General features: G+C 74.5%; 20 protein-coding genes. 11 read left to right on the top strand and 9 right to left on the bottom strand.

Going from position 1 to position 25,257, the window contains the following annotated elements; genetic code table 11:
• The first annotated feature begins 50 nt into the window (after positions 1-50).
• Entirely contained in the window at positions 51-917 is an 867-nt protein-coding gene (locus ACIP93_RS25670; protein ID WP_345227405.1) for a PRD domain-containing protein, read from the top strand.
• Between the two features lie 28 nt (positions 918-945).
• Here ACIP93_RS25670 and ACIP93_RS25665 read toward each other — a convergent pair whose 3' ends face one another.
• Positions 946-1,410 (bottom strand): hypothetical protein, encoded by a 465-nt coding sequence (locus tag ACIP93_RS25665; protein ID WP_401762027.1) that lies wholly within the window; start codon positions 1,408-1,410, stop codon positions 946-948.
• Between the two features lie 54 nt (positions 1,411-1,464).
• A complete protein-coding gene (locus ACIP93_RS25660) occupies positions 1,465-2,469 on the bottom strand; it encodes an SDR family NAD(P)-dependent oxidoreductase (RefSeq protein ID WP_401762025.1) in 1,005 nt (334 codons plus the stop codon).
• A 214-nt stretch (positions 2,470-2,683) separates the two neighbouring features.
• Between ACIP93_RS25660 and ACIP93_RS25655 the strand changes: the two genes are divergently transcribed.
• The 5 genes from ACIP93_RS25655 to ACIP93_RS25635 all read left to right on the top strand — a co-directional run bounded on the left by ACIP93_RS25655 (position 2,684) and on the right by ACIP93_RS25635 (position 11,013).
• Positions 2,684-3,868, top strand: a complete 1,185-nt coding sequence (locus tag ACIP93_RS25655; protein WP_401762023.1) for a zinc-dependent alcohol dehydrogenase — start codon at positions 2,684-2,686, stop codon at positions 3,866-3,868.
• Between the two features lie 249 nt (positions 3,869-4,117).
• On the top strand, positions 4,118-4,705 hold the full coding sequence (locus ACIP93_RS25650) for a hypothetical protein (RefSeq protein WP_345227975.1): 588 nt from the start codon (positions 4,118-4,120) through the stop codon (positions 4,703-4,705).
• Between the two features lie 70 nt (positions 4,706-4,775).
• The gene (locus ACIP93_RS25645; protein ID WP_345227396.1) at positions 4,776-5,423 is read left to right on the top strand and encodes a hypothetical protein; all 648 of its coding nucleotides are present in this window, start codon (positions 4,776-4,778) and stop codon (positions 5,421-5,423) included.
• A gap of 1 nt (position 5,424) precedes the next feature.
• Positions 5,425-9,552, top strand: a complete 4,128-nt coding sequence (locus tag ACIP93_RS25640; protein WP_401762021.1) for a protein kinase — start codon at positions 5,425-5,427, stop codon at positions 9,550-9,552.
• A 186-nt stretch (positions 9,553-9,738) separates the two neighbouring features.
• On the top strand, positions 9,739-11,013 hold the full coding sequence (locus ACIP93_RS25635) for a hypothetical protein (protein ID WP_401762019.1): 1,275 nt from the start codon (positions 9,739-9,741) through the stop codon (positions 11,011-11,013).
• Positions 11,014-11,086: 73 nt separating this feature from the next.
• On the opposite strand, the gene ACIP93_RS25630 is transcribed toward ACIP93_RS25635, so the two are convergent.
• Positions 11,087-11,800 carry a trypsin-like serine protease gene (locus tag ACIP93_RS25630; RefSeq protein WP_345227388.1) on the bottom strand — a complete coding sequence of 238 codons (714 nt, stop codon included), beginning with the start codon at positions 11,798-11,800 and terminating at the stop codon, positions 11,087-11,089.
• 329 nt (positions 11,801-12,129) lie between these two features.
• Between ACIP93_RS25630 and ACIP93_RS25625 the strand changes: the two genes are divergently transcribed.
• Complete coding sequence (locus tag ACIP93_RS25625; RefSeq protein WP_401762017.1) at positions 12,130-13,386, top strand: cation:proton antiporter; 1,257 nt, start codon at positions 12,130-12,132, stop codon at positions 13,384-13,386.
• 8 nt (positions 13,387-13,394) lie between these two features.
• Here the strand turns inward: ACIP93_RS25625 and ACIP93_RS25620 are convergent, their stop codons facing one another.
• Positions 13,395-15,038, bottom strand: a complete 1,644-nt coding sequence (locus ACIP93_RS25620) for a PP2C family protein-serine/threonine phosphatase (protein WP_401762016.1) — start codon at positions 15,036-15,038, stop codon at positions 13,395-13,397.
• A gap of 167 nt (positions 15,039-15,205) precedes the next feature.
• On the opposite strand from ACIP93_RS25620, the gene ACIP93_RS25615 reads away from it, so the two are divergent.
• Together ACIP93_RS25615 and ACIP93_RS25610 are read left to right on the top strand one after the other, a co-directional pair.
• Positions 15,206-15,544 (top strand): hypothetical protein, encoded by a 339-nt coding sequence (locus ACIP93_RS25615; RefSeq protein WP_401762014.1) that lies wholly within the window; start codon positions 15,206-15,208, stop codon positions 15,542-15,544.
• A gap of 124 nt (positions 15,545-15,668) precedes the next feature.
• The gene (locus ACIP93_RS25610; RefSeq protein ID WP_401762013.1) at positions 15,669-16,685 is read left to right on the top strand and encodes a DNA topoisomerase IB; all 1,017 of its coding nucleotides are present in this window, start codon (positions 15,669-15,671) and stop codon (positions 16,683-16,685) included.
• A 26-nt stretch (positions 16,686-16,711) separates the two neighbouring features.
• Here the strand turns inward: ACIP93_RS25610 and ACIP93_RS25605 are convergent, their stop codons facing one another.
• The gene (locus ACIP93_RS25605; protein WP_401762011.1) at positions 16,712-18,436 is read right to left on the bottom strand and encodes a thiamine pyrophosphate-dependent enzyme; all 1,725 of its coding nucleotides are present in this window, start codon (positions 18,434-18,436) and stop codon (positions 16,712-16,714) included.
• A gap of 224 nt (positions 18,437-18,660) precedes the next feature.
• Between ACIP93_RS25605 and ACIP93_RS25600 the strand changes: the two genes are divergently transcribed.
• Entirely contained in the window at positions 18,661-19,530 is an 870-nt protein-coding gene (locus ACIP93_RS25600) for a hypothetical protein (RefSeq protein ID WP_401762009.1), read from the top strand.
• A 45-nt stretch (positions 19,531-19,575) separates the two neighbouring features.
• Here the strand turns inward: ACIP93_RS25600 and ACIP93_RS25595 are convergent, their stop codons facing one another.
• Positions 19,576-20,910, bottom strand: a complete 1,335-nt coding sequence (locus ACIP93_RS25595; protein ID WP_401762007.1) for an MFS transporter — start codon at positions 20,908-20,910, stop codon at positions 19,576-19,578.
• 39 nt (positions 20,911-20,949) lie between these two features.
• On the opposite strand from ACIP93_RS25595, the gene ACIP93_RS25590 reads away from it, so the two are divergent.
• Positions 20,950-21,462: a MarR family transcriptional regulator gene (locus ACIP93_RS25590; protein WP_345227373.1), complete on the top strand. Its 513-nt coding sequence runs from the start codon at positions 20,950-20,952 to the stop codon at positions 21,460-21,462.
• 46 nt (positions 21,463-21,508) lie between these two features.
• Here ACIP93_RS25590 and ACIP93_RS25585 read toward each other — a convergent pair whose 3' ends face one another.
• The 3 genes from ACIP93_RS25585 to ACIP93_RS25575 form a co-directional block, all read right to left on the bottom strand.
• The gene (locus tag ACIP93_RS25585) at positions 21,509-23,017 is read right to left on the bottom strand and encodes an oxygenase MpaB family protein (RefSeq protein WP_401762005.1); all 1,509 of its coding nucleotides are present in this window, start codon (positions 23,015-23,017) and stop codon (positions 21,509-21,511) included.
• Positions 23,014-23,703, bottom strand: a complete 690-nt coding sequence (uppS, locus tag ACIP93_RS25580) for a polyprenyl diphosphate synthase (protein ID WP_380837151.1) — start codon at positions 23,701-23,703, stop codon at positions 23,014-23,016. Before uppS ends, ACIP93_RS25585 begins: the two co-directional genes overlap by 4 nt.
• Positions 23,704-24,082: 379 nt before the next feature.
• Positions 24,083-25,141 carry a serine aminopeptidase domain-containing protein gene (locus tag ACIP93_RS25575; RefSeq protein WP_345227365.1) on the bottom strand — a complete coding sequence of 353 codons (1,059 nt, stop codon included), beginning with the start codon at positions 25,139-25,141 and terminating at the stop codon, positions 24,083-24,085.
• Between the last annotated feature and the right edge of the window lie 116 nt (positions 25,142-25,257).

The raw sequence follows: 25,257 nt of genomic DNA, 5'->3' as shown, positions 1-25,257 counted from the left end.
TACGAACCACCACGGACGAACCACCACGGACGAGCCAAGGAGAGCGGGCGTTGAAAACGCTGCGTGTCCTCAACAACAACGTGGTCCTCGCGCGCGACGACAAGGGCCAGGAGGTCATCCTCACCGGGCGCGGCATCGGCTTCAACGCCCGCCAGGGCAAGCCCGTGGACCCCGCGCTGATCGTGCGGGTCTTCGTCCCCGCCGACGGCCGCGACCCCGACCACCTGGCCGAAGCGCTCGCCCTGGTCGGCGAGGAAGTGCTGCGGGCCGTCGTGATCGCGCTGGGCGAGGTCGGCATCGAGGGCCGCGAGTCCACCCGCCCCACCCTCGCCATCGCGGTCGCCGACCACGTCGCCGGGGCACTGGACCGGGCCAGGCGGGGCGTCGTCGTGGAGTACCCGCTGCGCGCCGAGGCCCAGGCCCTGTACGCCGACGAGTACGCCCAGGCGCAGCGCCTCCTCGCGGCGATCAACGAACGCGTCGACCCGAAGCTGGACCCCGCCGAGGCGACCGCCCTCACCCTGCACCTGGTCAACGCGGGCTTCGCCTCCGGCGACCTGTCCTTCACGTACACGATGACCGGGGTCATCCAGCAGATGCTGGCCGTCGTGCAGCGGCAGTACGGGCTGGACGCCTCCCGCGAGTCGATGAGCGCGGCGCGCTTCATCACCCACGTGCGCTACCTCTTCGTACGGATCCAGCAGCACCGGCAGCTCACGGGCCACGAGTCCACGATCGGCACGGGCATCCGCCGCCACTACCCGGAGGCGACCCGCACCGCGCAGCGCCTGGCGACGATCGTGGAGATGCGCCTGGGCGAGAGCCTGAGCGAGGACGAGGTCTCCTACCTGGCGCTGCACGTGGCCCGGATGACGATGGACGCGGACGCGGAGACGGGCCCCGACGCCGGGGCCTGAGCCGAACGGGGCGTTTCGGGGACTCCGGTCAGGCCGTGTGGGCGCACGGCTGGGCGTCGCCCGGCGGGATGCACATCCGGCGCACCAGGTCCCGGGTGCTGCGGCCGGTGAGCGTGTTGCGCCAGGTGACGCCCGGGTGGCGGGCGCGCAGATGGGACAGGGCACGGGTGCCCAGGCCCGTCTTGTGGAAGTGTTCGTCGATGCTGATGTCCGTGATGACGCCCCGGGCGCAGCGCTCGCACATCCGGTAGTGGACCTGGCCGACGACCCGCCGTACGTGGACGAGCAGCAGGCATTCCTCGGAGGCCCGGCCGGACGGGGCCTGCGGGATGTGGGTGTCGCGGAAGTCGACCGCCCGGTACGCCAGGAGGCGCCGTCGGAGACGGCCGGTGGTGCGGCCCCGACGGCGCGAGTGCTTGGCGCCGGGCCCACCGGCCGACGCAGACGCGTACGGCGGAGTGCTGGGTGCGTGGCGTGCGTGTCGTCCGTGCATGGAGTGGCGAGTGCCCCGGCACGGCGGACCTACGCACCGGCCCTGCCGGGAAAGTCAGGTCCCGGTAGTGCGCCGGCGCTCGTTGTAGGCGCGCGCCGCCCGGTCGTTCAGGGTGGCGGCCAGCGACCGGAGCCGCTCGCGCGCCGAGCGCGGCGTCGCCGCCTCCACGTCGGCGCCCTCCCGCAGCTCCGGCTCGCCGTCGGCCGAGGGCAGGAAACGCGCCGCGCCGTGGCTCAGCCGGGCCGTCAGCACGGGCGCGAGACCGTGCGCCTTGTCCGCGGCCTTGGCCAGCGGGGTCAGCACCACGCGCACCTTCCGCTTCTCGACGGCCGTCACGATGCGGTCGGCGGCGCGCCGGGCGTCCATCGACACCAGCGGCGTGCTCGCCAGCGCCGAGAACCAGGCGTACTCCCGCTCCCGGTCCCCGCCGAACACGGCGTGCAGATGCGACCCGGTGCGCATCAGCCCCGGGTGCACGGCGGTCACCGACACCCCGCCGCGCGCCGCCTCCGTGTACAGCCCCTCGGCCAGCGCCGCCACGGCCGACTTCGCGCACGAGTACGGCAGCAGGTGCGGTACGGCGAGCAGCCCGCCGACCGAGCCGATGAGCGCGAGGCGTCCGCCCGCCCGGCTCTCGCGCAGATGGGGGAGCGCCTCCAGCGCGGTGTGCAGCGCGCCGTGGAAGATGGTGTCCATCGCGTCCTCGTACCCGGCCGTCCCGACCGCCTCGGCGGGGGCGACCTGGATGATCCCGGCGTTGCCGATGACGAGGTCGACGCTGCCGCGGGCCTCCCTCGCCCCCCGGAACAGCTCGGCGACGGCCCCGCGGTCCCGTACGTCACAGACGGCGGTACGGACCGCGGCCCCCGGCCGGCGGGCCCGGAGCAGGGCCGCCGCGCGTTCCAGTTCGGCCTTGTCGCGGGCGGCGACGGTCACCGCGCAGCCCCGCCGCAGCAGTTCGTCGGCGAGCAGCAGACCGAGGCCCCGGGAGCCACCGGTGACGACGGCGGAGAGCCCGTCGAGGTCCCGGGCGGCGCCGGTGGCGGGTGTGTACGACATGAGATCTCCTTGGAGGGCGGGCCGTCGGACGTGAGCTGACGCGAGCCGTCGAACCCGCTCCGCGTACCCCACGGCGGCGTCCCCTCACGTCCGACGTGTGACGGACGCCGACAGGGGAAACCGGGCACAGGACCCAGCCGGGTCGAATCGACCGAGAACAGGGCAGGAACGGCGGACACCCCGTGGCCGCCGCCACCGCCCGCAGGAGGCAGAGATGCGAGCACTGACCTGGCACGGCAAGCGCGACGTACGGGTCGAGACCGTCCCCGATCCGCAGATCCAGGACCCGACGGACATCATCGTACGGATCACCTCCTCCGGCATCTGCGGCTCCGACCTGCACCTGTACGAGGTCCTGGGCCCCTTCCTGGACCCCGGCGACATCCTCGGCCACGAGCCGATGGGCATCGTCGAGGAGGTCGGCGCCGAGGTCACGGCGCTGGCGCCCGGCGACCGGGTCGTCGTCCCCTTCAACGTCTCCTGCGGCCGCTGCTACATGTGCGACCGGGGCCTGCACTCCCAGTGCGAGACCACCCAGGTGCGCGAGCGGGGCATGGGCGCGTCCCTCTTCGGCTACACCAAGCTGTACGGCCAGGTGCCGGGCGGCCAGGCGGAGCTGCTGCGCGTGCCGTTCGGCAACACCCTCCCGGTGAAGGTGCCGCACGGCCCGTCCGACGAGCGCTTCGTGTACCTCTCCGACGTGCTGCCCACCGCCTGGCAGGCCGTCGAGTACGCCGATGTGCCTCCCGGCGGGACCGTGGCCGTGCTGGGCCTGGGCCCGATCGGCGAGATGGCGGCCCGGATCGCCCAGCACCGGGGCGCCGGCCTGGTCATCGGCGTGGACCTGGTGCCCGCCCGGCTCTCCCGCGCGCACAGCCGGGGCATCAAGGCCATCGACCTGCGCCGCCACGGCAAGCAGATCGGCGAGGCGATCCGCGAGCTGACCGACGGGCGGGGCCCCGACGCGGTGATCGACGCGGTCGGCATGGAGGCGCACGGCGCGCCGGTGGCGAAGGCCGCGCAGTGGGCGGTGGGGCTGCTGCCGGACGCGCTCGCGGAGAAGCTGATGGAGACCGCGGGCCTGGACCGGCTGAGCGCGCTGTACGCGGCCGTCGACATCGTCCGCCGCGGCGGCACGATCTCGCTGGCCGGGGTGTACGGCGGGGCGGCGGACCCGCTGCCGCTCCTGACCATGTTCGACAAGCAGATCCAGCTCCGGATGGGCCAGGCGAACGTCCGCCGCTGGGTCGACGACCTGCTCCCGCTCCTCACCGACGAGGACCCGCTGGGCGTCGAGGGCTTCGCGACGCACTCGATGCCGCTGGAGGAGGGCCCCAAGGCGTACGAGATGTTCCAGGCGAAGGAGGACGGCATGATCAAGACCCTGCTCAAGCCGTAGCCGACGCCATGGTCAAGACCCTGCTCAAGCCGCAGCCGACGCCATGGTCAAGACCCTGCTCAAGCCGTAGCCGACGCCATGGTCAAGACCCTGCTCAAGCCGTAGCCGACGCCATGGTCAAGACCCTGCTCAAGCCGTAGCCGACGCCGTGACACCGGGGCGAACCGGGGACACCATGGAGGGGTGAACCCGAAACCGCGCACCACCGCCCCCCGCCGCAGGCTGCGCTTCGACGGCTGGATCGCCGGAATGGGCACCACCGCAGGCACCCGGATCGTGCTCGGGCACTGGCCGCGTTCCCCCTTCGGCCCGCTCAGCGACGTCATGGTCGAACGGGCCGACGGGGAGCGGCTGTTGCTGGCCCCCACCCCCGGGACCGCCGAGTTCATCCGGCGTACGTACACCTATGACGCCGTCCGCGTCACGCCGGTCCGGGTGAGCGTCGCGGACGGGACCTGGGCGGTCTCGGCGGGCCCGCTCGACCTGCGGTTCCGGGTCGGCGGGCGCGGGCCGCTCGGGCGGCTGCTCCGGGCGGTGCCCGGCCCGCTGGCCGCCCAGCCTGCGTGGTGCGCGGTGACGGACCTGTCCGTACGGTTCGTGCTGCCCGGAGTCCGTACCCGCGGCAGCGCCGGGGGCGGGCGCCGCGAGTGGTACGGCGCGCGGGACCTGCACCCGGTCACCTGGCTCTCCGGCACCTTCGAGGGCGTCGACCTGGGCGGTCTCGCCCCGGTGCAGCCGCCGGTCCGCTTCGGGTTCGGCTCGGTGCCCCGCGACCCCGCCCTCACGCGGATCACCACGACGATCGAACTCGGGGCGGGCGAAGCGGACGTGGAGTGACGCCGGCGAGCGGGCGGGCGACGCGAAACAGCCGTGGTGCGGGCCGAGGGGCGCGTGTTAATTTGCGCGCGTGGCTCAAGCGGACTGGGAAACGCGGCCGATCACCTTCGACACCACCGGGTTCGAACCCCTCGACGGCACCCGGTGGTTCGACCCGCACACCCGGGACGTCGTGGTGCTCGGCGTGCACGAGGCCCTGCCGCGCAGCACCCACTGGCTGTATGAGATCGAGGTGCTGCGGCGGGAGTTGGCGCACACCCACGCCGCCCGCCCGGTGCCGGGGCCGGCGACCGGCCTCGACCCGCGTCCCACCGCACGGCTCCTGGAGGCGGACGCCGTCGTGCTCGACGGGTGCCTGGCGCTGTACACGCTGGTGGCGGAGAAGCTGCCCAGATCGGCGACGGGGCGGCTGTTCCGGGCCTCCTTCGTGCTCGCCAAGAAGGACCGCACCGCCGTGCTGACGGGGCAGTTCGAGGAGTGGGAGATCAGCGGCGTGCGCGAGTCGCTGGTCAGCATGAAGACGGGCGGCCCGGACCGGCGGCGGGGCGGCCACCCGTACGACCCCGGGCTGCCGTACGAGCCGAGCGACGATCCCGCGTGGGACGAGCAGTTCCCCCGCCACCCGCTCACCAAGGCGCGGGCGTGGGCGCGCACCGTGCGCGAAAGCGCCGCCGTGGCCCGGGAGTTCAAGGCGCTGCCCGCCTTCCGGACCCGCTGAGGTGCCGCCCGCGGGGGAGCTGTGGGAGCTCGGCGACGTCGTCGCCGGCCAGTACGAGGTGACCGGCGTGCACACCGCCGGCGGCATGGGCCTCGTCTACCGGGTACGGCACCGCGAATGGGGCTCGGACCTGGCCGTGAAGTGCCCGCGCCCCGAGCTGTTCCGCACGGCCGAACAGCGGCGGGACTTCGTGCGCGAGGCCGAGACCTGGGTGTCCCTCGGGCTGCACCCGCACGTCTGCGGCTGCCACTACGTACGCGTCCTCGGCGGTGTTCCCAGGGTCTTCGCCGAGTACGTCCCCGGGGGCAGCCTGCGTGACCTGATCCGGGACGGCCGCCTGTACGAGGGCGGCCCCGCCCGGGCCCTGGCCCGCGTCCTGGACCTCGCCGTGCAGACCGCCTGGGGGCTCCAGCACGCCCACGACGCGGGCCTCGTCCACCAGGACGTGAAACCCGCCAACGTCCTCCTCGACGCGGACGGCACCGCCAAGGTCACCGACTTCGGCATCGCCCGCGCCCGCGAGGCGACCGGCGGCGAGGCGGCCGCCGCGGGCATGACCATGGCGTACGCCTCGCCCGAACAGGCCCTGCGCAGGCCGCTGGGCGTGCGCACCGACGTCTACAGCTTCGCCGTCTCCCTGCTGGAGATGTTCACCGGCGAGGTGACCTGGCTGATCGGCCCCGTCGCGGGCGAGTCGCTCGCGGCACGGCGGGCCGAGCACGAGGGGCCGCTCCCGCTGCCGCCGGAGGTCGCCGCCCTGCTGGCGCGCTGCCTGCGCGAGGACCCGGCCGAACGGCCGCCGTCCATGCTCGCGGTCGCCGACGAACTCAGCGCGCTGTACGCCCGGTTGACCGGGACTCCCTACCCGCGGACGCGGCCCCGCGCCGCCGGGCTGCGCGCCGACGAGCTCAACAACCGGGCCCTCTCCCTCCTCGACCTCGGCCGCACCGACGAGGCCGACGCCGCCTTCGCCGCCGCCCTCGCCTGCGACCCCCGCCACCCCGAAGCCACCTACAACGCGGGCCTGGCCCGCTGGCGGCGCGGCGCGGTCACCGACGAGGACCTGGTCACCGCCCTCGAAGCCGCCCGCGCCGACGCCCAGGACGCCGACCGGGTGCGCCCCCTCCTCGCCGAGGTGCAGCGCGAGCGCGGCGCGACCGGCCCCCGGGACGACGTGCGCGAGCTGCCCTGGCTGTCGCACCCCACGAACGGCACCGAGATGCGGCTCACCCGCGACGGCCGCCGCGCCCTGACCGTCGTCCGGGGCACGGTCCGCCTCTGGGACCTCGCCACCGGCCGCTGCCTGCGCCGGCTCGACGGCAGCCACGGCCCGGTGGACCTCGGCGAGGACGGGCGGCGGGTCGCCGCCGTGGGCTCCGACGGCCTGGTCCGGCTGTGGGACGTGGAGCGCGGCCACTGCCTCCGGACCTTCACCCCCGCCTACCGCTCCGGCGACACCGCCGTACGGCCGCCCCGCTACCTCCCCGGCCCCGGCCTGGTCGTCGCGGGCACCAGCGACGGCACGCTCCTGGGCTGGGACGTCACCACGGGCCGGGTGCGCTACACCCTGGAGGGCTTCCACCACGGGCCGACGCAGGCGACCGCCGACGGCCGCCGCCTGGTGTTCCACGGGCCCGGCGGAGCGGTGTCCGTGCGCGACCCGGAGGGCGCGCGCGCCTGCACGCACGCGCCGGTGCGGAGCCTCTTCCCCTCGCCCCTGTGCCTCTCCGCCGACGGACGCACCGCGGCCTGCGCCACCCACGACGGCACCCACGTGTGGTCCCCGCCCACCGGCGAGCTGCTGCGCACCCTCCCCGGCTCCGCCGCCTGCGTCGACCTGAGCCCCGACGGCCGCCTCCTGGTGAGCGGCAGCCGGGACGGCGGGGTCCGGCTGTGGGACGTGGCCACCGGCCGCGTCCTGCGCACCTACCGGGGGCACGACGGCCCGGTCGAGGCCGTGGTGTTCCTCGACGACGGGCTGCACCTGCTCTCCGCCGGGCAGGACCGCACCGTGCGCCGCCGCCGGCTGCCCGGGACGTACACGGCGGCCGCCCGGCTCAGCCGCCCGCGCCGCCACGACGAACTGAGCACCTTGCAGAGCAGGGTCGCGGCCCTGGTCGACGCCGCCGAACAGGACCGGCGGGGCGGCCGTCCGGCCGCCGCCCTCGACCGGCTCACCCGGGCCCGCGCCGTCCCCGGCCACGAACGCGACCCCCACGCCCTCGCCGCCTGGCGCGCCCTGGGCCGGGAACCGTACGTCAACAGGACCGGCCTGCTCGCCAGTTGGCCCTCGCGCACGCTGGGCAGGTTCGAGGGCCGCACCAACCTCGCGCTGTCCCCGGACGGCCGCACGGCGGCCGTCCGCCTCCCACACGACCTCCACCTCCTCGACGTGGCCACCGGCGAGCGCGGCACGGTCATCGGCGGGCTGCCGGAGACGTACGGCATGAACGTCCTGCGCACCGTCCGCTTCACCGCCGACGGCCGCACCGTGCTGACCGCGAACGCCGACGGCACCCTGGACGCCTGGTCGGTGGCCGACGGCGCCCGGCGGGCCTCCCTGCGCCTCACCCTCGGCGCGGCGGCCGCCGCCTTCACCGGGGACGGGACGCGCGCCCTGGTGTGGAGCGCCGACCGGCGCGTACGGCTGTGGGACCTGGCGGACGGCACGTGCCTGCGCACCCTGGACGGCGACCACGGCCACGACCCCGGGCTGTGGCTCGCCCCCGACGGCCGGACCGCCGCGAGCGCCGGCCCCGGCGACACCGTGCGGATCTGGGACCTGACCACCGGCCGCCGCCTGCGCGAGCTGCGCGGCCACACCGCACCCGTGGCGGCGATCGCCGTCGACGAGCGGCGCGGCCTGCTGGTGTCCTGCGGCGGCCGGGGCGACGGCCGCATCCGCCTCTGGGACATCCGGACCGGCCGGTGCGTCAGGGAGTTCGACGCCCAGCCCGACTGCTCCCGGGCCATCCGGCTCACCCCCGACGGCCGCTTCGCGCTCTCGCGCGACGGCCGCGGCGCGCTGCGGGTGTGGTCGCTGGACACCGGCCGCTGCCTGCGCGCACTCGACGGCGCGTGCCAGGACGCCGTGCTCGGTCCGGACGCCGGCTGGGCGCTGGTCGCGGACGCCGAAGGAGACCTGAAGACTTGGGAGTTCGACTGGGAACTGGCGGTCGACCCGGCGGCGTCCGAGAGGACAGAGCCGAGCGGGACCGCCGGGACAGTGGGGACAGCGGGGCCGGAGGAGGGAACTGCCGTGTCGTACGGCCGAGTTGAGCACGGGCGCGCCGCGGGGCGCCGCAGGACCGAACTGGAGCCGCTGCTCCGGGCGTTGGTGCGCCTGACCGCCGACCCCGGTCTCGACACCTGGGAGGCCCGCCACGCCCGCGAGGCGCGGACCGGCGACCCGGACGCGATGATCCGCCTGGGCGTCGCCCTGCTCGACAGGGGCGACACCGAGGGAGCGCTGCGGGAGTTCCGCCGGGCGGCCGACCTCGGCAGCCCGCTGGGGATGAACAACCTCGCCGTCGTCCTCAAGCGGACGGGCCGGCCGGCCGAGGCCGCGGCGTGGGAGCGCCGCGCCGCCGAGGGGGGACACCCGGCGGCGATGGTGCAGGAAGGATTCCGCGCCTACCGGGAAGGGCGGATGCCGGAGGCGGAGCGGTGGCTGCGCGGCGCGTCCGAGAAGGGCGACGAGGAGGCGATGCTGGTGCTCGGCATGATGCTCAACGAGAGCGACCGGCTCCCGGAGGCCGAGAAGTGGCTGCGCGCCGCGGCCGACAAGGGGCACTCGCCCGCCATGTTCAGCCTGGCCCTGCTGATGCAGCGGCTGGAGCGGCACGCGGAGGCCGAGCAGTGGTACCGCAGGGCCGCCGACAAGGGCGAGGCCCAGGCCATGAACAACCTGGGCAACATCCTGCGGCACAGCGACCGCGGGGCCGAGGCCGAGCAGTGGTACCGGCGTTCGGCCGAGGCGGGGGAGCCGATGGGCATGCTCAACCTGGGCGAGGTGCTCGAAGCCAGGAGCCCGGCGGAGGCCGCCCAGTGGTACCGCCAGGCCGTCGCCAAGGGCTCGGAACGAGCCGCCTCCCACCTCCGCCGCCTCCAGCAACGCGGCCTCGCCTGACGCCCCGGCTCCACCGCGCCCCACCCGGGTGCGCCCGGCCCACCGCCCCGCACTCCGGCCCGCCCCGCACCCCGGCCCGCCCCGCACCCCGGCCCGACCCGCACCCCGGCCCGACCCGCCCGCCCGCCCGGCCCGACGGAAGAGGCCCGCCCGCCCGGCCCCACGCACGAGGAAGAGGGGGACACGATGCTGCTCACGCGCGTCTTCACGATGCCCGACGTACGCCGGCGGCTGCTCGTCACGCTGCTGGCCGTCCTGCTGTTCCGCCTCGGCCAGCACCTGCCGCTGCCCGGCGTCGACGTCACCGCCGTCGCGGCGGCCGACCGGCCCGACGGGCGACTCCCCGGCCTCCTCGACCTGCTCACCGGCGGCGGCCTCGCGAACCTCTCGGTCTTCGCGTTCGGCGTCCTGCCGATGATCGCCGCGCACTGGGTGCTGGTGCTCGGCGGGATCCTCCTCCCGCGCCTGCGCGCGGCGGCGGAGGCGGGCCGGGCGGGGGAGGCGCTGCTGGCGCGTCACGCCCGGTACGTGGCCGTGCTGCTCGGCGCGGGGTCCGCCGTCCTGGTCGTGCGCATGGCCGTCGACGGCCGGCCCCCGCTCGCCGGGGCGGGCACGGACGTCCTGCGCGACACCGGCGCGCTCACGCAGATCACCCTGGTGGCCTGCCTGACGGCCGGGACCGCCGTCGTGCTGTGGCTGAGCGCGACGATCACCCACCGCGGCTTCGGCGAGGGCCTGTCCCTCCTGCTCCTCGCCCAGGTCGCGGCGGTCTTCCCCGGCCAGGTCCGGGAGGTGGCCCGCGCCCACGGCGGCTGGGCCGGGGCGGTCGCCCCCCTGTCCCTCCTGCTCGCCCTGGCACTCGCCACGGCCCTGGTCGTCACCGTCCGCCACAGCGTGCGCCGCGTCCCGGTCCAGTACGCGAAACGCATGATCGGCCGCAGGGCGTACGGCGGCACCACGGCGTACGTCCCGATCCACGGCGGCAGGGGCGGCTTCGACGCGATGCTGCTGGGCTCGCTGCTCCTGCTGCTGCCCGCCCCGCCGGCCCCCTGGCTGGTGGCGGCGTACGCCCTGGTCGTCCTCGTGGGGGTGTTCCTGCGCGGGGCACTGGGGTTCGACGCCGTCGGGATCGCGGACCGGATGAAACGGCAGGGCGGTTTCGTCCCGGGCATCCGGTCGGGGCGGCCGACCGCCGAGTACCTCTCGTACGTCCACCTGCGCGTCACCCTGGCCGGGGCGGTCGCGACGACCCTGGCCGCGCTGCTCCTGGCGGGCGTGCTCGCCCTGCCGGGACTGCACGCCCCGGGCGCCGCCCTCGGCGTCACGACGCTGGTCGTCGTCGTGCGTCTGGGGGTCGACACGGTGCTCCCGACGGCCCGCCAAATAGGCTCCCGCATCCGCCGCCCCGACCTGCCGCCGTTAGGGGGACCGGGCGGGCGGGGGGAGAAGGCGGCGACCTGAGCGGCCGGGCCCCGGCACGACGCCGCCGCCCGGCGGGGGAGCGCCCGGCGGCGGCACTGCGCGCGGCGAGAGGTCAGACTCCCGCCACCGAGCGGATCCAGGACCGGTAGGCCGTGACGTTCGTGTACGCGGTCGTGGTCTGGCGGTCACTGGTGGAGGCGACGCCCACCTGGCTGCCGTTGGCCATCATCGGGCCGCCCGAGTCGCCGCCCGCGGTGATGCCGTTGCCCCGGCGGGCGCAGATCGCCGAGCCGCCGTAGGCGTCGCTGCAACCGCCCGTGACGGTCACGTTGGCGACCTTCAGCATCCGGGACTGGCAGTTGATCTCCGAGCCGCACTGCGAGGTGGCGCCCCAGCCGTAGACCTGCACGCTCTGCCCGACCGACACCGAACCCGGCTGCCCGAGCCGCGAGTACGTGCCGGACACCGAGCGGTCCAGCCGCACCAGGGCCAGGTCGGAGCTGTGCGTGTACGTCTGGGCGCCGTTGGCCGTGGTGCCGCCGCTGTGCTGGTCGAGGCTGCCGATGCGGAAGGAGAGGCCGCCGCCGGAGACGCAGTGCTTGGCGGTCAGGATCCAGGTGGGCGCGATGATCGTCGCGGAACAGGTCTCTCTGCCGTTGGAGAAGAGCCGCGCGGCCCACGGCGCGTTCGAGGCGTAACCGCCGCCGATGATCGGCTGGGTGCCCGTGGCGGACGGGGTCGGAGCTGCGGTGGCGGTGGGGGACAGCAGGGCGATGACGGAGACCGCTGCGGCCAAGGCGGTGGGCACCAGCCGGGCTATCTTCATGGTTCCTCGTTTCGTGGGGACACGCCGAGGGTGGCGTGCGCGTGGGGGTCGACGGCCCCAGGGTGCGCGACGGCAGGGGGCGTCGGGTACTAACGACTGGGCATAACGCGGGCTTGTGCCCCCGCCGGGACCCGGGCCCGGCCCGCCGTCCCACGCGGGGCGGATTTCGCGTACATACGTGTGAAACCGGCGGCAGGAGGAAGACGATCACGACACGCGACGCACGGCATCCGTGAGCGGGGGAGCGGGCGGACGAAGGCGTAGCGTCGAACTTGAGTCCACGCCCGGGTGACCGGCCTGGCGGGAGGCGAGCCGAGGACGGAGACCATGTGACCCTCACCGACGGGGTGTACGCCTGCGCGGGCGTGGGCGCGCTGCTCACCGGGGTGCTGCCCCGCGCGCTCGCCGGGCGGCCGGTGTCGCTGCCGCTGATCTTCCTGGCGGGCGGCTTCTGCGTGTACCTGCTGCCCCTTCAGCTTCCGGCGATCGACCCGGTCGCCGACCGGCAGATCACCGAGCACCTCACCGAGATCGGCGTGATCGTCGCGCTGATGGGCGCCGGTCTCGCCCTCAACAGGCCGGTGGGAAGCCGCAGTTGGTCCACCACCTGGCGGCTGCTCGGCATCACCATGCCGCTGACCGTGGCCGTCACCGCCCTCCTCGCGTGGGGGCTGCTGGACTGGCCCCCGGCGGCGGCCCTGCTGCTGGCCGCCGTCCTCGCCCCCACCGACCCCGTCCTCGCCGCGGAGGTGCGGGTGGGGGAGCCCACGTCGGACGAGGACGACGAGGACGAAGTGCGGTTCGCCCTCACCAGCGAGGCGGGCCTCAACGACGGTCTCGCCTTCCCCCTCGTCTACGCGGCGGTCGCCCTGGCCGCCGCCGCGGGCGGCGGCTGGTCGGCGGGCTGGATCGGCGGCTGGGCGCTCCAGGACGTCCTGGTCAAGTGCACGGTCGGCGTCCTCGGCGGCGTCCTCGTCGGCCGTCTGCTCGGCTGGCTGTTCTTCCGGCCCCGCTCCTCGGTGCTGCGCCTGTCGGCCCACCGCGAGGGCTTCGTCGCGCTGGGCGCCACCTTCCTCTCGTACGGCACGACCGAACTCGCCGGCGGCTACGGCTTCCTGGCCGTGTTCACCACCGCCTGCACCATCCGGGCGGCCGAACGCTCCCACGGCTACCACAACGTCCTGCACGACTTCGTGGAACAGGTCGAGCGCCTGCTCACCGCGGCGGTGCTGTTCCTGGTCGGCGCCTACATCGCCTCCGGCGGCCTCGCCGGACTCACCTGGCGCGGCGCGCTCGTCGCACTCGCGGTGCTGCTGGTGATCCGCCCCCTGACCGGCTGGATCGGCCTGCTGGGCGGCAGCCCGCGCGGTGTGGAACGCTGGGTCGTCGCGGGGTACGGCATCCGCGGCATCGGCTCCCTCTACTACCTCGCCTACGCGCTGGGCCAGACCGGTTTCCCGGTGCCCGAGAGCGAGTTGTGGGCCGTGGTGACCTTCACCGTGCTGGTCTCCGTCGTCCTGCACGGCGTCACGTCGGGGCCCGTGGTCTCCCGCCTGGACCGCAGGCGGGAGAAGGCGGCCTCATAGGGCCGCGGTCACAGCGCGGCGTGCAGCACGCAGGTGTCGTCGTGCCGGGACTCAGGACCGACCAGCGCGTCCAGGACGCGGTCGTTGCCCACCTGGTCGGCGGCGGCGCGCGCCAGCCGGGCGAGCCCCTCGTAGATGTCCCGGCCGGGCACCTCGACCAGGCCGTCCGTGTACAGCAGCAGGTGGTCGCCGGGCAGCAGTTGGAGCGTGGCCTCCTCGTAGCAGGGGGCCGCCATCGCCCCGAGCAGGATGCCGCGGGGGACCGGCAGGTAGCGGGGCTGGCCCGCGCGCAGCAGCAGCGGCGGCAGGTGCCCGGCCTGCACCCAGGTCAGCCGGGCGGTGGCGGGATCGTACCGGCCCATGATCATCGTGGCCGTGCCGTAGTTCCGCCCGGAGGTGTGCAGCAGCAAGGTGTTGAGGCGGGTGAGGATCTCCGGCAGGGGGGTCCCGGTGATGGCCATGCCCTTGGCGGTGAAGCGCAACTGCGCCATGGTGGCCACCGCGTCCAGCCCGTGCCCGGCGACGTCGCCGACCACCAGCAGGGCGCTGCCGTCGGGGAGTTCGATGGCGCTGTACCAGTCGCCGCCCACGTTGAGCCCCTCCTGCAAGGGGTGGTACGCCACGTCCACCGTCAGCCCGGCCAGGCGCAGGGACTGCTTCGGCAGCGGCAGCAGGGCGTGCTGGAGGCGGGCGGCGAGGTCCTTCTCGGCGGCCAGCAGACTGCGCTGGGCGGAGGCCGCCTGCTGGTGCTCCAGCACCTGCTGCGCGGCCCGGGACACCGCGGTGCGGTCCTGGAAGAACCCGTGCACCTCCACCGGCGCCCCCCGGGCGTCGAGCTCCGCCTCCGCGACGATCCGCACGTGCCGGGTCTCCCCGCCGGGCGTGGTGACGCGGAACGTGTGGTCGACGGCGGCGCCCCCGCCCAGCAGCCGCCGCACCGTCTCGGCCACCCCCGGCAGATCCTCCGGCACGGCGCACCCGGGGAGCTCCCGCAACGTCAGCGGACCCAGCGAGCGGTCCCGGCCGAAGACCGCGAAGACCTCGTCCGACCAGGTGATCTCGTTGAGCACCAGGTCCCAGTCCGCCCACCCCATCCCGGCCAGCCGCTGCATCACCGTCAGCCGCCGCTGCTCGCGCTCCCCGGTGTCCAGCCGCACCCAGGAGACCAGCAGACCGCCCCGGCAGGCCGCCGCGCGCACCGTGAAGCGCGACCGGTGCGGGATGCCGGCGAGCACCTCCTCGTACTCGAACGGTTTGCTCTCGTAACGCCCGCCGCCCTCCAATGCCGTGAGGTACCCCTGCCACAGCTCGCTCTGCGCCACCGTGGGATACGTCTCCAGCACGCTCAGGCCGACCATCTCCGGGCCCCGGCGGGACCCGATGTCGACCGCATCGGGTGAAGCGGCCGCGATCCGGAAGTCGACGACCGCGCCGTCGGACCCGCGCACGGGCAGCAGGAAGGTGGCCGAGCCGGGCAGCGCGTTCAGGATCTCCTGCACCGCGGACGCGGGCACGGCGAAGGCGCCGTCGTCCTCCGCCGTGCGGACCCGGGGCACGAGGCAGCGGCCGGCGGCGAACACCGGATCGCCGTCCACGGCGCTCCAGCCGTCCACACTCGACGGAGCCGCTCCCGGCTCATCGCGGTCAGTCATGCCCTGAGCATGGCACGCCGCGCCACCTGGATTCAGCCCTTGTGCCGTTGACTCCGCCCCGGGAGGGCATCCGGCGGGTTCCCGCGCGCGGCCGGCCCGCGCACCCGGCTCACCTGCCCGGTGGGTGTCCGTGGTTGGTTCGGGGCGCGAACGGGAACCGGTGACCCGTGAGCACCACCGAACCCGCCCCGCCGCCGCACACTCCCGACGGCCGCTACGTCCTCATCAAGGGCCGCCGCTGGCGGGCCACCGACCCCGAACTCCCGGCCGACGTCGCCGACCGGCTGCGCCACCACCTGATGGCGGCGCGCCGCGCCGTCGGCGCCGCCCTGCGCGCCGAGGACGCGGCGGCCGAACGCGCCGCCCGCGCCCGGGTGCAGAGCGCCAAGGTGGCCCTGGGCGAGCGCGGCACCCCCTGGTGGGAGCAGACCGACGAGGAACGCCGCCACCGCTGGGAGACCGGACTCGCGGAACTCGACGCCGGCACGGACCCCGCCTCCCGGTAGGCCCGGCACGGCGACTCTTCCGGACCTGCGTACGAACGACCCCCCGTACGAACGGGTCCCGCAGGCACGGCCCCCCGTACGAACGGGCCCCCGCACGAACGACCGACCACAGGGAAGACCCGCCATGCGTCTGCGCACCTCCGACACCCACGCCCCGGGCTGGCGCCGCGTGCGCCACGGCCGGGGCTTCCGCTACCTCGACGCCACCGGCGCCCCCCTCACCGACCCCGCGCACAAGGAGCGGATCCAGGCCCTGGCCATCCCGCCGGCCTGGCAGGACGTCTGGATCTGCCCCTGGCCCAACGGCCACGTCCAGGCGCTGGGCACCGACGCCGCGGGCCGCCGCCAGTACCTCTACCACCCGGAGTTCCGCGCCCGGCAGGAGCAGTCCAAGCACGAACACGTCCTCCAGGTCGCCGCCGCCCTCCCGCAGCTCCGCGAACGCGTCGCCGAGGACCTGGCGGGCCGCGGGCTGTCCCGCGAGCGGGTCCTGGCCTGCGCGGTACGGCTGCTGGACCTCGGCTTCTTCCGGATCGGCACCTCCGCCTACGCCCGGGCCAACGAGACGTACGGACTCACCACCATGCTCCCCGAGCACGTCGAGTGCCGCCGCGGCGAGATCGCGTTCTCCTACCCCGGCAAGGGCGCCAACTGGCAGGTGCGCGCCCTGGTGGACGCCCCCGCCCACGACGTCGTACGGGCCCTGCTGCGGCGGCGCTCCGACGGCTGCCAGCTCTTCCGGTACTGGCAGGGCGGCGCCTGGCACGACGTCACCAGCGCGGACCTGAACGCCTGCCTGCGCGAGCTCACCGGGACGGACATCACCGCCAAGGACTTCCGCACCTGGCACGCCACCGTCCTCGCCGCGGTGGGACTCGCGGTGTCGGTGCGGGCCGGACGCCTGTCCCCGGCGGCCCGCAAGCGCGCGGTGGCCCGGGTGGTGCGCGAGGTGAGCCACTACCTCGGCAACACCCCGGCCGTGTGCCGCGCCTCGTACATCAATCCCCGGGTGGTCGAGCTCTTCGAGCGGAACAGGACCATCGCCGACGACCTGGACCGCCTCGGCGAGGACGCCGCCGCCGGGCACCCGGCGACCAGGGGCCCGGTCGAGGACGCCGTGCGCGGGCTGCTGCTGGAATGACGCGCGGCCCGGCCCCGGGACTACGCTCAGCCCGAGCTGTCCAGGTTCTCCCGGACCTTCGCGATCGCGAATCCCCAGCCCTGCTGCACGGTCGGCTTGGCGGGCACCGCGACCTCCTCCGGGTTCGTCAGCACGTCCAGCACCACGGGCCCCGGCTCCTCGAACGCCCGCCGCACCCCCTCCGCGAGGTCCTCGGCCCGCTCCACCCGGATGCCGGTGATGCCCAGCGCCCGCGCCACGGCCGCGAAGTCCGGGTTGTCCAGGACCGTGCCGAACTCGGGCAGCCCGGCCTGCTCCTGTTCCAGCTTCACCATGCCCAGCCGCTGGTTGTCGAAGACGACGAGCTTGACCGGCAGCCGCTCGGTGCGGATCGTCATCAGGTCCCCCAGCAGCATGGACAGCCCGCCGTCCCCGCAGAACGCCACGACCTGCCGGTCCCGGTCCAGCAACTGCGCGCCGATCGACTGCGGCATGGCGTTCGCCATCGACCCGAGGTTGTACGAACCGAGCAGCCGGCGCGAGCCCCGCATCTCGACGAACCGCGACAGCCACACCGTCGCCATGCCGGTGTCCGAGGTGAACACGGCGTCGTCGGCCGCCACCCGGTCGATCGCGGCGGCCAGCGCCTCCGGGCGCACCAGGTGGTCCCGGTTGTCGAACGCCGAGCGCATCCTGCCCACCAGCCCCCGGTCGTGCCCGGGCTCGGCGAGCTTGGCCTGTCCCTCCTGCCACTTCAGGAACTTCTTGCGGGCCGACTCCAGATGCTCCCGTTCCTTGCGCGCCTCGACGCGCTCCAGCAGCCCCCGCACGGTCGGCCCCACGTCCGCCGCGAGCCCGACGTCGACCGGCACCCGCCGCCCGATGTGCTCCGCCACCCGGTCCACCTGGACGACCTTCTTGCCCTCCGGATACCAGTCCCGGTACGGGAAGTCGGTCCCCAGCAGCACCAGCGTCTCCGCGTGGTCCATCGCCCAGGCCGCCGCCGGATTGCCGATCAGCCCGGTCTGGCCGACCTGGTAGGGGTTGTCGCCCTCGAAGCCCTCCTTCGCCTTGAGCGTGAGGACCATCGGCGCGCCCAGCCGCTCGGCCAGGGCCAGCACGTCCGCGCGGGACTCCCGCGCGCCCCGTCCCACCAGCAGCGTCACGTCACCGCTCGCGTTGATCAGGCGCGCCGCCTCGTCGAGCGCGGGGTCGTCGGGCCGGTTGCCGGAACCGACGAGGGACAGCCGCAGCGGCCGGTCGGCGGGCAGCTCCTTGTCACCGATGTCGCCGGGCACGGTCAGCACGGCCACGCCCCGCCGGCCGATCGCGGTGCGCACGGCCACCTCCAGCAGCCCCGGCAACTGCTCGGGCGAGGTCACCGTGGCCCGGAACACCGCCACGTCCTTGAACAGCAGGTCGTTGTCGACCTCCTGGAAGTAGTCGGTGCCGACCTCGGCCAGCGGCACCTGCCCGGCGATCGCCAGCACCGGCGTGCCGCTCTTGGCCGCGTCGTACAGCCCGTTGAGCAGGTGCACGGCACCCGGCCCGACCGTGCCCATGCACACGCCGATCGTGTCCGAGAGCTGCGACTGCGCCCCGGCCGCGAAGGCGGCGGCCTCCTCGTGCCGGCATCCCACCCAGGACACGGACTCCGACGTCCGGATGGCGTCGGTGAGCGGGTTCAGCGCGTCACCGACCACTCCGAAGACGTGCCGGACACCGAGCTCCTCAAGGGTGTCCGCGAAGAGACGGCCAATGGTACGAGCCATGGTCGGGTTTCCTTTCGTCGCGTGTACGAACACGCCTGCCCGCGAATCGACGTCGTCCACACCCCTCCCGCCGCCCCGTGCCGCCGTCCGGGCGGCGGCCGCCGCGGTGTGCGTCCAACGCACCGCGTCGACCGGCGAATTCGGCCCTCCCGACGCAATAGAATCTCTGTTCTAGTGCAAGGGGGGACTCCGCCTTGCCCCATCAGCACCAACGGGGAAGTTCCATGCGGCGTTCAGCCCGTCTCATCAGCATCAGCGGCATCAGCGCCCTGGCCGTCCTCGGTACGGCCTGCTCTGCCGGTACGGACAGCACGGCGCCCGCGTCAGGAGGGCGGGCCGGGCAGACGTCCTCCGCCGGGACCCCGTCCCCCGCCCCCACCGCCGACCCGGCCGCCGCGGTGCGCGCCGCGGTCGAGGCCGCCGGGAAGACCACGGCCCGCATCGACGAAGCCATCAGACTGGTCGGCAGCGGCCAGGACTTCACCATCACGGTGAAGGGGGCCTTCGACATGAAGGCCGACAAGGGCACCCTGAAGGCCGCACTGTCGCAGACCGGCGCCCGGACCGGGAAGGCGGTGCCCCTGGACGAGATCTTCGACGGGGACACCGTCTACGTACGGATGCCGACCGAGCGGTCCGGCGACACCGCCTGGCGTTCGACCGCCCGGGACAAGGCCGAGGCGCACTACCTGATGCGCGCGCCCCTCAACGACCCCGAACACGTGCTGCGCCAGGTGGCCATGGCCCACCAGGTCACCGAGGTGGGCCCGCAGAAGATCGACGGCGTCGCGACCACGCACTACCGGGGCGGGCTGAACGCCGATGCCCTGCTGCTGCGGATGGCGCGGGAGCGGCGCGCGCTGATGGAGGGTCCGTTGAAGGCAGCCGGCGACAACCTGGCGGCGTTCGCCGACGTCTGGGTCACCGAGGACGGCCGGATCGCCCGCATCGGTCTGAGCTGCGACCTCGGCGCGGCGAAGGTGGAGACGACCATGAACCTGACCGCCCACGGCAGGACCGTGAAGCTGCCGCCCCTGCCCCGGCGCGCCCAGCCCGCCGCGCCCGGCTCCATCGGCGGCCCCCTGGGGGGCTGACGGGCCCCGCCGACTCCCGTGCACGGGGCCGGCCCGGCCCCGTGCTCACGTGCGCGACGGCTTCCCGGCGCCGGGACCACGGGCGGCGACCGTCTGCCGCACGCTGCCGGTGCCGACCGCGTGCACCGGCAACGACCGCTCCGCCCGCAGCAGGATCGCCGCCCCGCCGAGCACCAGCAGCGCGAGCACCGACCACAGGTGCCACGGCCGCGCGTCGAGCAGGAACCCCAGCAGCATCGGCGCGACGGTGCGGCAGAGCGACCAGGACAGTTGGTACACCGACAGGTACCGGCCCCGCAGGCGGTCGGGCGCGGCCTGCACGGACAGTCCCTGCGAGGGCGCGGAGTGGATGAGCTCGCCCGCGGTGTAGAGGACGGCGACCGCGAGCACGGCCACCAGGGCCCCGGAGCCGCCGGTGAGCCGGGGCAGGAGGGCGAACGCCCCGAAGGACAGCGCGAAGACGACCGCGCCCAGCGCCGCGGCGCGCGTGCGCCTGCCGCGCAGGGTCAGACGTGCGACGGGCACCCCGGCCGCGGCGACCAGCACGGTGTTGAGGGCGAAGACGGCCCCCGCCAGGGCGTCGGGGAGGCCGACGTCACGGGTGAGGAAGACCGGCAGGGCCATGGCCTGGGCGGTGTACCCGAAGGCGATCAGGAAGTTGGCGCCGGTGACGAGCAGGTAGGGCCGGTCGGCGAGCACCTGCCGGTACCCCTCGCGGGAGCGCGGAGCGGGCGCACCGGCCCGGGCGTCGGGAAGGCGGGACACCAGGAACGCGGCGACGGCGAACACCACGGCCAGCGCCTCGGCCGCCACGACGAAACCGGCGGTGCCCCGGAACGCGAGCATGCCCGCCGCCGCCAGGCTGCCGCACCCCATCCCGGCGTTGCGCAGACTCCGGTCCCACGCCAGCAGCCGGTCCCGCTCGGCCCCTTGGGCCAGGTCCCCGATCAGCGCGTGCTGGCTGGGCGAAGAGGCCCACATGCCGACCGCGACCACCAGGGCGATGCCCAGGAAGGCCGGGTAGGAGCCGGCGAGGGGGTAGGCGGCGAAGCCGAGCGCGCGCAGCGCGAGCACGCCGATGAGCACCCGGCGTCCGCCGAACCGGTCGATGAGGATGCCCGCGGTCGGCATGAACGCCAGCGCGCCGAGCCCGGCGATCGTCAGCCCGGTGCCGATGGAGGTCAGCGACAGTCCGGTGAGCGAATGGACGAACAGCATGGTCAGCGGAACGTAGATGCCGTCCCCGACCGAGCCGACCAGGCTCGCGGAGACGAGCCGTCGGCGGGTACCGGCACGGACGGACGCGGTGCCGTCGGCGGATTCGGCGGCTCTGGCGGGTTCGGCGGTCCCGGCGGTTCCGGGCACGGTTATATCTTCCATGGAAGATGTTTTATCATCCGTGGAAGATAGAGTGAAGGCATGCCGGAAGACCCGATCACCGCCATCGTCGAACAGTGGCACCGCGAGCGCCCCGACCTGGACGTGACGCCCATGCTCGTCACGTCCCGTCTCTTCCGCCTCGCCGACGACCTCGACCAGCGGCTGCGCCCGCCCTTCGCCGCCGCGGGCCTGGGCAACGGCGACTTCGACGTGCTCGCCGCACTCCGCCGCTCCGGTGAGCCCTACGCGCTGTCGGCGGGCGACCTCAGCCGGACGGTCCTGGTCACGACCGGCGCGATCACCAAGCGCGTCGACCGCCTGGAGTCCCGGGGCCTGGTCGTCCGGACGGTGTCCGAGGCCGACTCGCGCAGCCGCCTCATCACGCTCACCCCCGAGGGCGTCACGCTGACCGACGAACTCATCGCCGCCCACCTCGACAACCAGCGCCGGCTCCTCGCCGGACTCGGCGCCCGGGACCGGGACCACCTCGCCGCCCTGCTCGCCCGCCTCGCCGACAGCCTCTCCGGCGGTTCCCCCGCGAGCGACGCCTGAGGGCCGCCCGGCCGGGCGGCCCCGGGCCCCGGTGTCCGCGCCCTGCTCACGCCTCCGCGAGCAGCGGGTCGAACGGGGTGGTGCGCTGACGGCCGGACATGAACGCCAGGAACTCCTTCACGAAGGCACTGCGGGTGTACGTCGCCCCCGGCGCCCCCGCGGCGGGCGCGGTGTCGCGGCGGAACGCGGTGCGGAACAGCGCGCGGTACTCGGCGGCGTCGATGTGACCGCTGCCGTCCTTGTCCGTCACGTCGAAGAGGACCTCGGCGACCCTGATGAGCGCGGGACCCGCGAGGGAGGGCGCGGCGGCGGCGTACTCCTCGGCGCTGACGCTGCCGTCGCCGTCGGTGTCCAGGGCCGCCTGGAGCTCGCGCCACCAGTCGGCGAAGGCTTGGTACAGCCGGGTCTCCTCGGGTTCGTCCAGGTCCAGCCGGCTGGCCAGTTCGCGGGCCATCGCGGCGAGGTCCGGCCAGTCCAGCGAGCCGTTGCCGGTCTGGTCCAGCACCTGCCGGAAGAACTCCTCCGTCTCCTGCCGGTGCGCGTTCGCCCGCGCGGTCGGCGGCGTCGCGTACCCGGTGGGCTTCGGCGGGTCGGGCAGCGGGGAGACCAGCCGGACCAGGGCACCGGCCCGCTTGATCCGGGAGCGCACGGCCGCGAGGGTCCTGGCCCGCGGATCGTCGCTGTCCGGCGTCAGCGAGAGCAGGTCGATGACGTTCTCGGGCGCGATCCAGCGCGCGGGCAGGAACCGGGCGAGCCCGACCGCCAGATAGGCGCCCTGCATCAGGGTCTGCGCGCCCGGCAGTTCGGGCAGCCCCGCGCGACGCCGGAACGGTTCCGGCAGTGAGGCCACCGCGATCGCCCCCACCACCGGGGCGACGACGGCCCGGCCGGTCGCCCACAGCGTGGGCAGGCCGCTCAGCAGCGGGGGAGCGGGGAGGTGGTCGAAGAGCCGGTAGAGGATGACCCGCATCGCCTCCGTGTTCTCCAACTCCTCGGCCACCACCCGGTCGTAGTACGGCCAGAACGCGGCAAGGGTCTCCGGCAGATGCCCGGGCTCGTCGCCCATCAGGGTGAGCGTGCCCCGGAACTCGGCGTACAGCTCCTCCATGAACTCCTGCTCCAGCGGCTGCCCGCTCAGCCGGAACATCGTCACCGAGCTCTCGAAGAGGGTCGCCACCACCCAGGCGCGCGCGTCGGGGTCCATGGCGTCGTAGGGCCGCATCCGGGCGTCGGTCCCCTTGAGGCGGGCGTGCATGCGGTTGAGCCGCGCCGCCTCCCGCTCCCGCGTCGGCCCGTCGGCCCCGACCATGCGCTGCATGCTCAGGTAGGTGTTGCGCAGCCGCCGCCAGGGGTGCGCGACGAAGGTGGAGTTCTCGATGAGGGCGGCCCCGATCGCCGGGTGCGCGGCTTCCAGCACCGTCGCCCGGATCATGGCCAGGACCCACCGGGGGTCGTCGAAGAAGGAGCCGAACCGGGGGTCCGGGCTCGCCACGGGCCCGCTGCGGAAGGGGGCGCCGTCGGGGCGGGTGGGGTCCGTGTCGTCCTGGAGGGTCATGGTCGGGATGCTCCGATCTCGTCCGGCAGCACGCCGCCGAAGCGGCGGTCGCGCAACCGGTAGGCGTGCAGGCACTCGAGGAAGTGGGAAGCGCGGAAATCGGGCCACAGGACCGGCGGGAAGACCCACTCGGCGTACGCGACCTGCCACAGCATGAAGTTGGAGATGCGCTGCTCCCCGGAGGTGCGGATCACCAGGTCCACGTCGGGCGTGTCCGGGTAGGGGAGGTGGTCCGCGAAGGTCTGCTCGGTGACGGCCTCGGCCGGGGTCCCGCTGCGCAGGAGCGAGCGCGCCGCCGCGACGATGTCCGCGCGACCGCCGTGGTCGAAGGCCACGGTCAGCGTCATGCCCCGGTTGTCGCCGGTCAGGGTCATCAAGTCGGCGAAGTCCTGGGCCAGTTCGGCGGGGATGCGGGGATCGCTCACGCCCAGGAAGCGGCAGCGGATGCCGCGCGCGTGCAGGAAGAACGCGTGCTTGCGCACCACGCGCCGCACCAGCCGCATCAGGAAGTCGACCTCGGTGCTGGGCCGCCCCCAGTTCTCGGTGGAGAACGCGTACAGGCTCAGCCATCCCACGCCGGCCGACCGGGCCGCCTCGATGACGTCGATCACGGCCGCCTCGGCGGCGCTGTGCCCGAAGGTGCGCGGCTGGGCGCGCGACTGCGCCCACCGCCCGTTGCCGTCCATGACACAGGCCACGTGCCGCGGCACGCGCCGCCGCCCGTCGGCCTCTTTCCGCGGAGGGGCCACGGCGGCCGGGGCCCCGTCGCCGACTGTCTGCTGCATGCGCGCGCCCTCCCGGGGCATCTCCGCGCCTCCCCCTGCGGACCCCGCGAAGGGCCCGCCCCGGCATGCCGGTACCGGGGCGTGCGCGGCGATGCCGTCTGCTGATCCGATCAACGGGAACAGCATGTCACCGCGCTCTCACGCGGAGTGCGGGATGGCCGGGGGGTTCACTCTTGGTACGCCAGTCCGAGAAACACCTGCTCACACCCCGCGGACGACGTCCGGCGCGGTTTCCCGGCGCGCGTCCCCGTGACCCGGACCCGTCACCCACGGGCCCGGCTCACCGTGCCGTGGAACGGCCGAGCCCCTGGAGGAAGTGCCGCTGGCCGTCCAGGAACCCGTCGGCGAAGAGGGCCCGCGGGGCGAAGAGCGCCGTGAGCGTGGTCCTGAGCTCCGACCGCTCGACGGTCCGCCTGACCAGCGAGTGACCGGCGTCCGGGTGGTGCGCGACCCGCAACGCGCCCTGCGCGCCGAGCACCTGGCGGTAGACCCGCTCGGTGTCGGCCGTGTCCACGTTGACGTCCTGGCCGGCGAGGGCCAGCAGCACCGGCACGCCCCGCAGGGCCCGCAGGTCCCGCGTGGCGTCCGCGGTGTAGTTCCTGGCGACGAAGCCCCAGCGCGCGGCGGTCATGCCGCGCGTGTCACCGTCCATCGCGCGGACGTACTCCGCGAAGGAGGCGCCGCGCTCCAGCAGCCGCCGGGTGGCATCGCTCCTGGCGACCTCCTTCTTCACGACGGCCGGGGACGCGCCGTCGGCCCGCAGCTCCGCGAGCAGGTGGAAACGGCCCTGCCGGAGCCAGTTGACCGCCGGTGACACGGCGACGACGAAGCCGACCCGCGTCCTGGCGGCGACCTTCGGCACGACCCATCCCGCCTGGCTGGCACCCCACAGCCCGATCCGGTCGCCGTCGATGTCCGGGCGTCTCCGCGCCCAGGCGATCGCGGCGGCGGCCTCGTCGGCCCGGTCGTCCATGGACTGGCCGAGCCAGTCGCCGGGCGCGCCCGCGACACCGGGCTTGTGCCAGGAGAGGGAGGCGTACCCGGCCTTGGCGTTCGCCTCCCACAGGGGCCTGTACCCGTCGCCGTGGGTGGCGTCGACCGGCCCGTCCCCGTGGACGTACACGACCAGACCGTGCCGTCCGCGGCCGTCCCGGGGCAGCGTCAGGACGCCGTGCAGCGTGTGCCCGCCGTGACGGATCGAGACCCGCTGCTCGACCATGGCGTACGTGTGCTGCCACAGCACCACGCCACCGAGACCGGCGGCCATGACCAGGGCCGCGACGAGCGACCATGCGACGACACGGAACCCGCGCCGTCGGGACGGGACTTTCGGGCGCATGGGCGACCGCCTCTGCTCGGATGCTTCGATGGGCGTGGGATGCCCGAAGCTATCACTGTCGGAACGGTCGTCGCTAGAACGATAGTTTTTTGCGGGAGGAGCTTCGCGGCTAAATA

Origin of the sequence: Streptomyces sp. NPDC088745 (genome assembly GCF_044751045.1) — a bacterium.
GTDB lineage: Bacteria > Actinomycetota > Actinomycetes > Streptomycetales > Streptomycetaceae > Streptomyces > Streptomyces cremeus.
Note: the sequence above shows the minus strand (reverse complement) of the source record. Positions and strands in the feature narration are given on the sequence as shown.

Coding starts and splice junctions, on each gene's coding strand:
- ACIP93_RS25605 (WP_401762011.1), bottom strand. CDS start 18,436: ATGGCTCGTACCATTGGCCGTCTCTTCGCGGACACCCTTGAGGAGCTC.
- ACIP93_RS25585 (WP_401762005.1), bottom strand. CDS start 23,017: ATGACCCTCCAGGACGACACGGACCCCACCCGCCCCGACGGCGCCCCC.
- ACIP93_RS25595 (WP_401762007.1), bottom strand. CDS start 20,910: ATGGAAGATATAACCGTGCCCGGAACCGCCGGGACCGCCGAACCCGCC.
- ACIP93_RS25590 (WP_345227373.1), top strand. CDS start 20,950: ATGCCGGAAGACCCGATCACCGCCATCGTCGAACAGTGGCACCGCGAG.
- ACIP93_RS25635 (WP_401762019.1), top strand. CDS start 9,739: ATGCTGCTCACGCGCGTCTTCACGATGCCCGACGTACGCCGGCGGCTG.
- ACIP93_RS25620 (WP_401762016.1), bottom strand. CDS start 15,038: ATGACTGACCGCGATGAGCCGGGAGCGGCTCCGTCGAGTGTGGACGGC.
- ACIP93_RS25655 (WP_401762023.1), top strand. CDS start 2,684: ATGCGAGCACTGACCTGGCACGGCAAGCGCGACGTACGGGTCGAGACC.
- ACIP93_RS25665 (WP_401762027.1), bottom strand. CDS start 1,410: ATGCACGGACGACACGCACGCCACGCACCCAGCACTCCGCCGTACGCG.
- ACIP93_RS25610 (WP_401762013.1), top strand. CDS start 15,669: ATGCGTCTGCGCACCTCCGACACCCACGCCCCGGGCTGGCGCCGCGTG.
- ACIP93_RS25575 (WP_345227365.1), bottom strand. CDS start 25,141: ATGCGCCCGAAAGTCCCGTCCCGACGGCGCGGGTTCCGTGTCGTCGCA.
- ACIP93_RS25660 (WP_401762025.1), bottom strand. CDS start 2,469: ATGTCGTACACACCCGCCACCGGCGCCGCCCGGGACCTCGACGGGCTC.
- uppS (WP_380837151.1), bottom strand. CDS start 23,703: ATGGACGGCAACGGGCGGTGGGCGCAGTCGCGCGCCCAGCCGCGCACC.
- ACIP93_RS25630 (WP_345227388.1), bottom strand. CDS start 11,800: ATGAAGATAGCCCGGCTGGTGCCCACCGCCTTGGCCGCAGCGGTCTCC.
- ACIP93_RS25600 (WP_401762009.1), top strand. CDS start 18,661: ATGCGGCGTTCAGCCCGTCTCATCAGCATCAGCGGCATCAGCGCCCTG.
- ACIP93_RS25650 (WP_345227975.1), top strand. CDS start 4,118: ATGGGCACCACCGCAGGCACCCGGATCGTGCTCGGGCACTGGCCGCGT.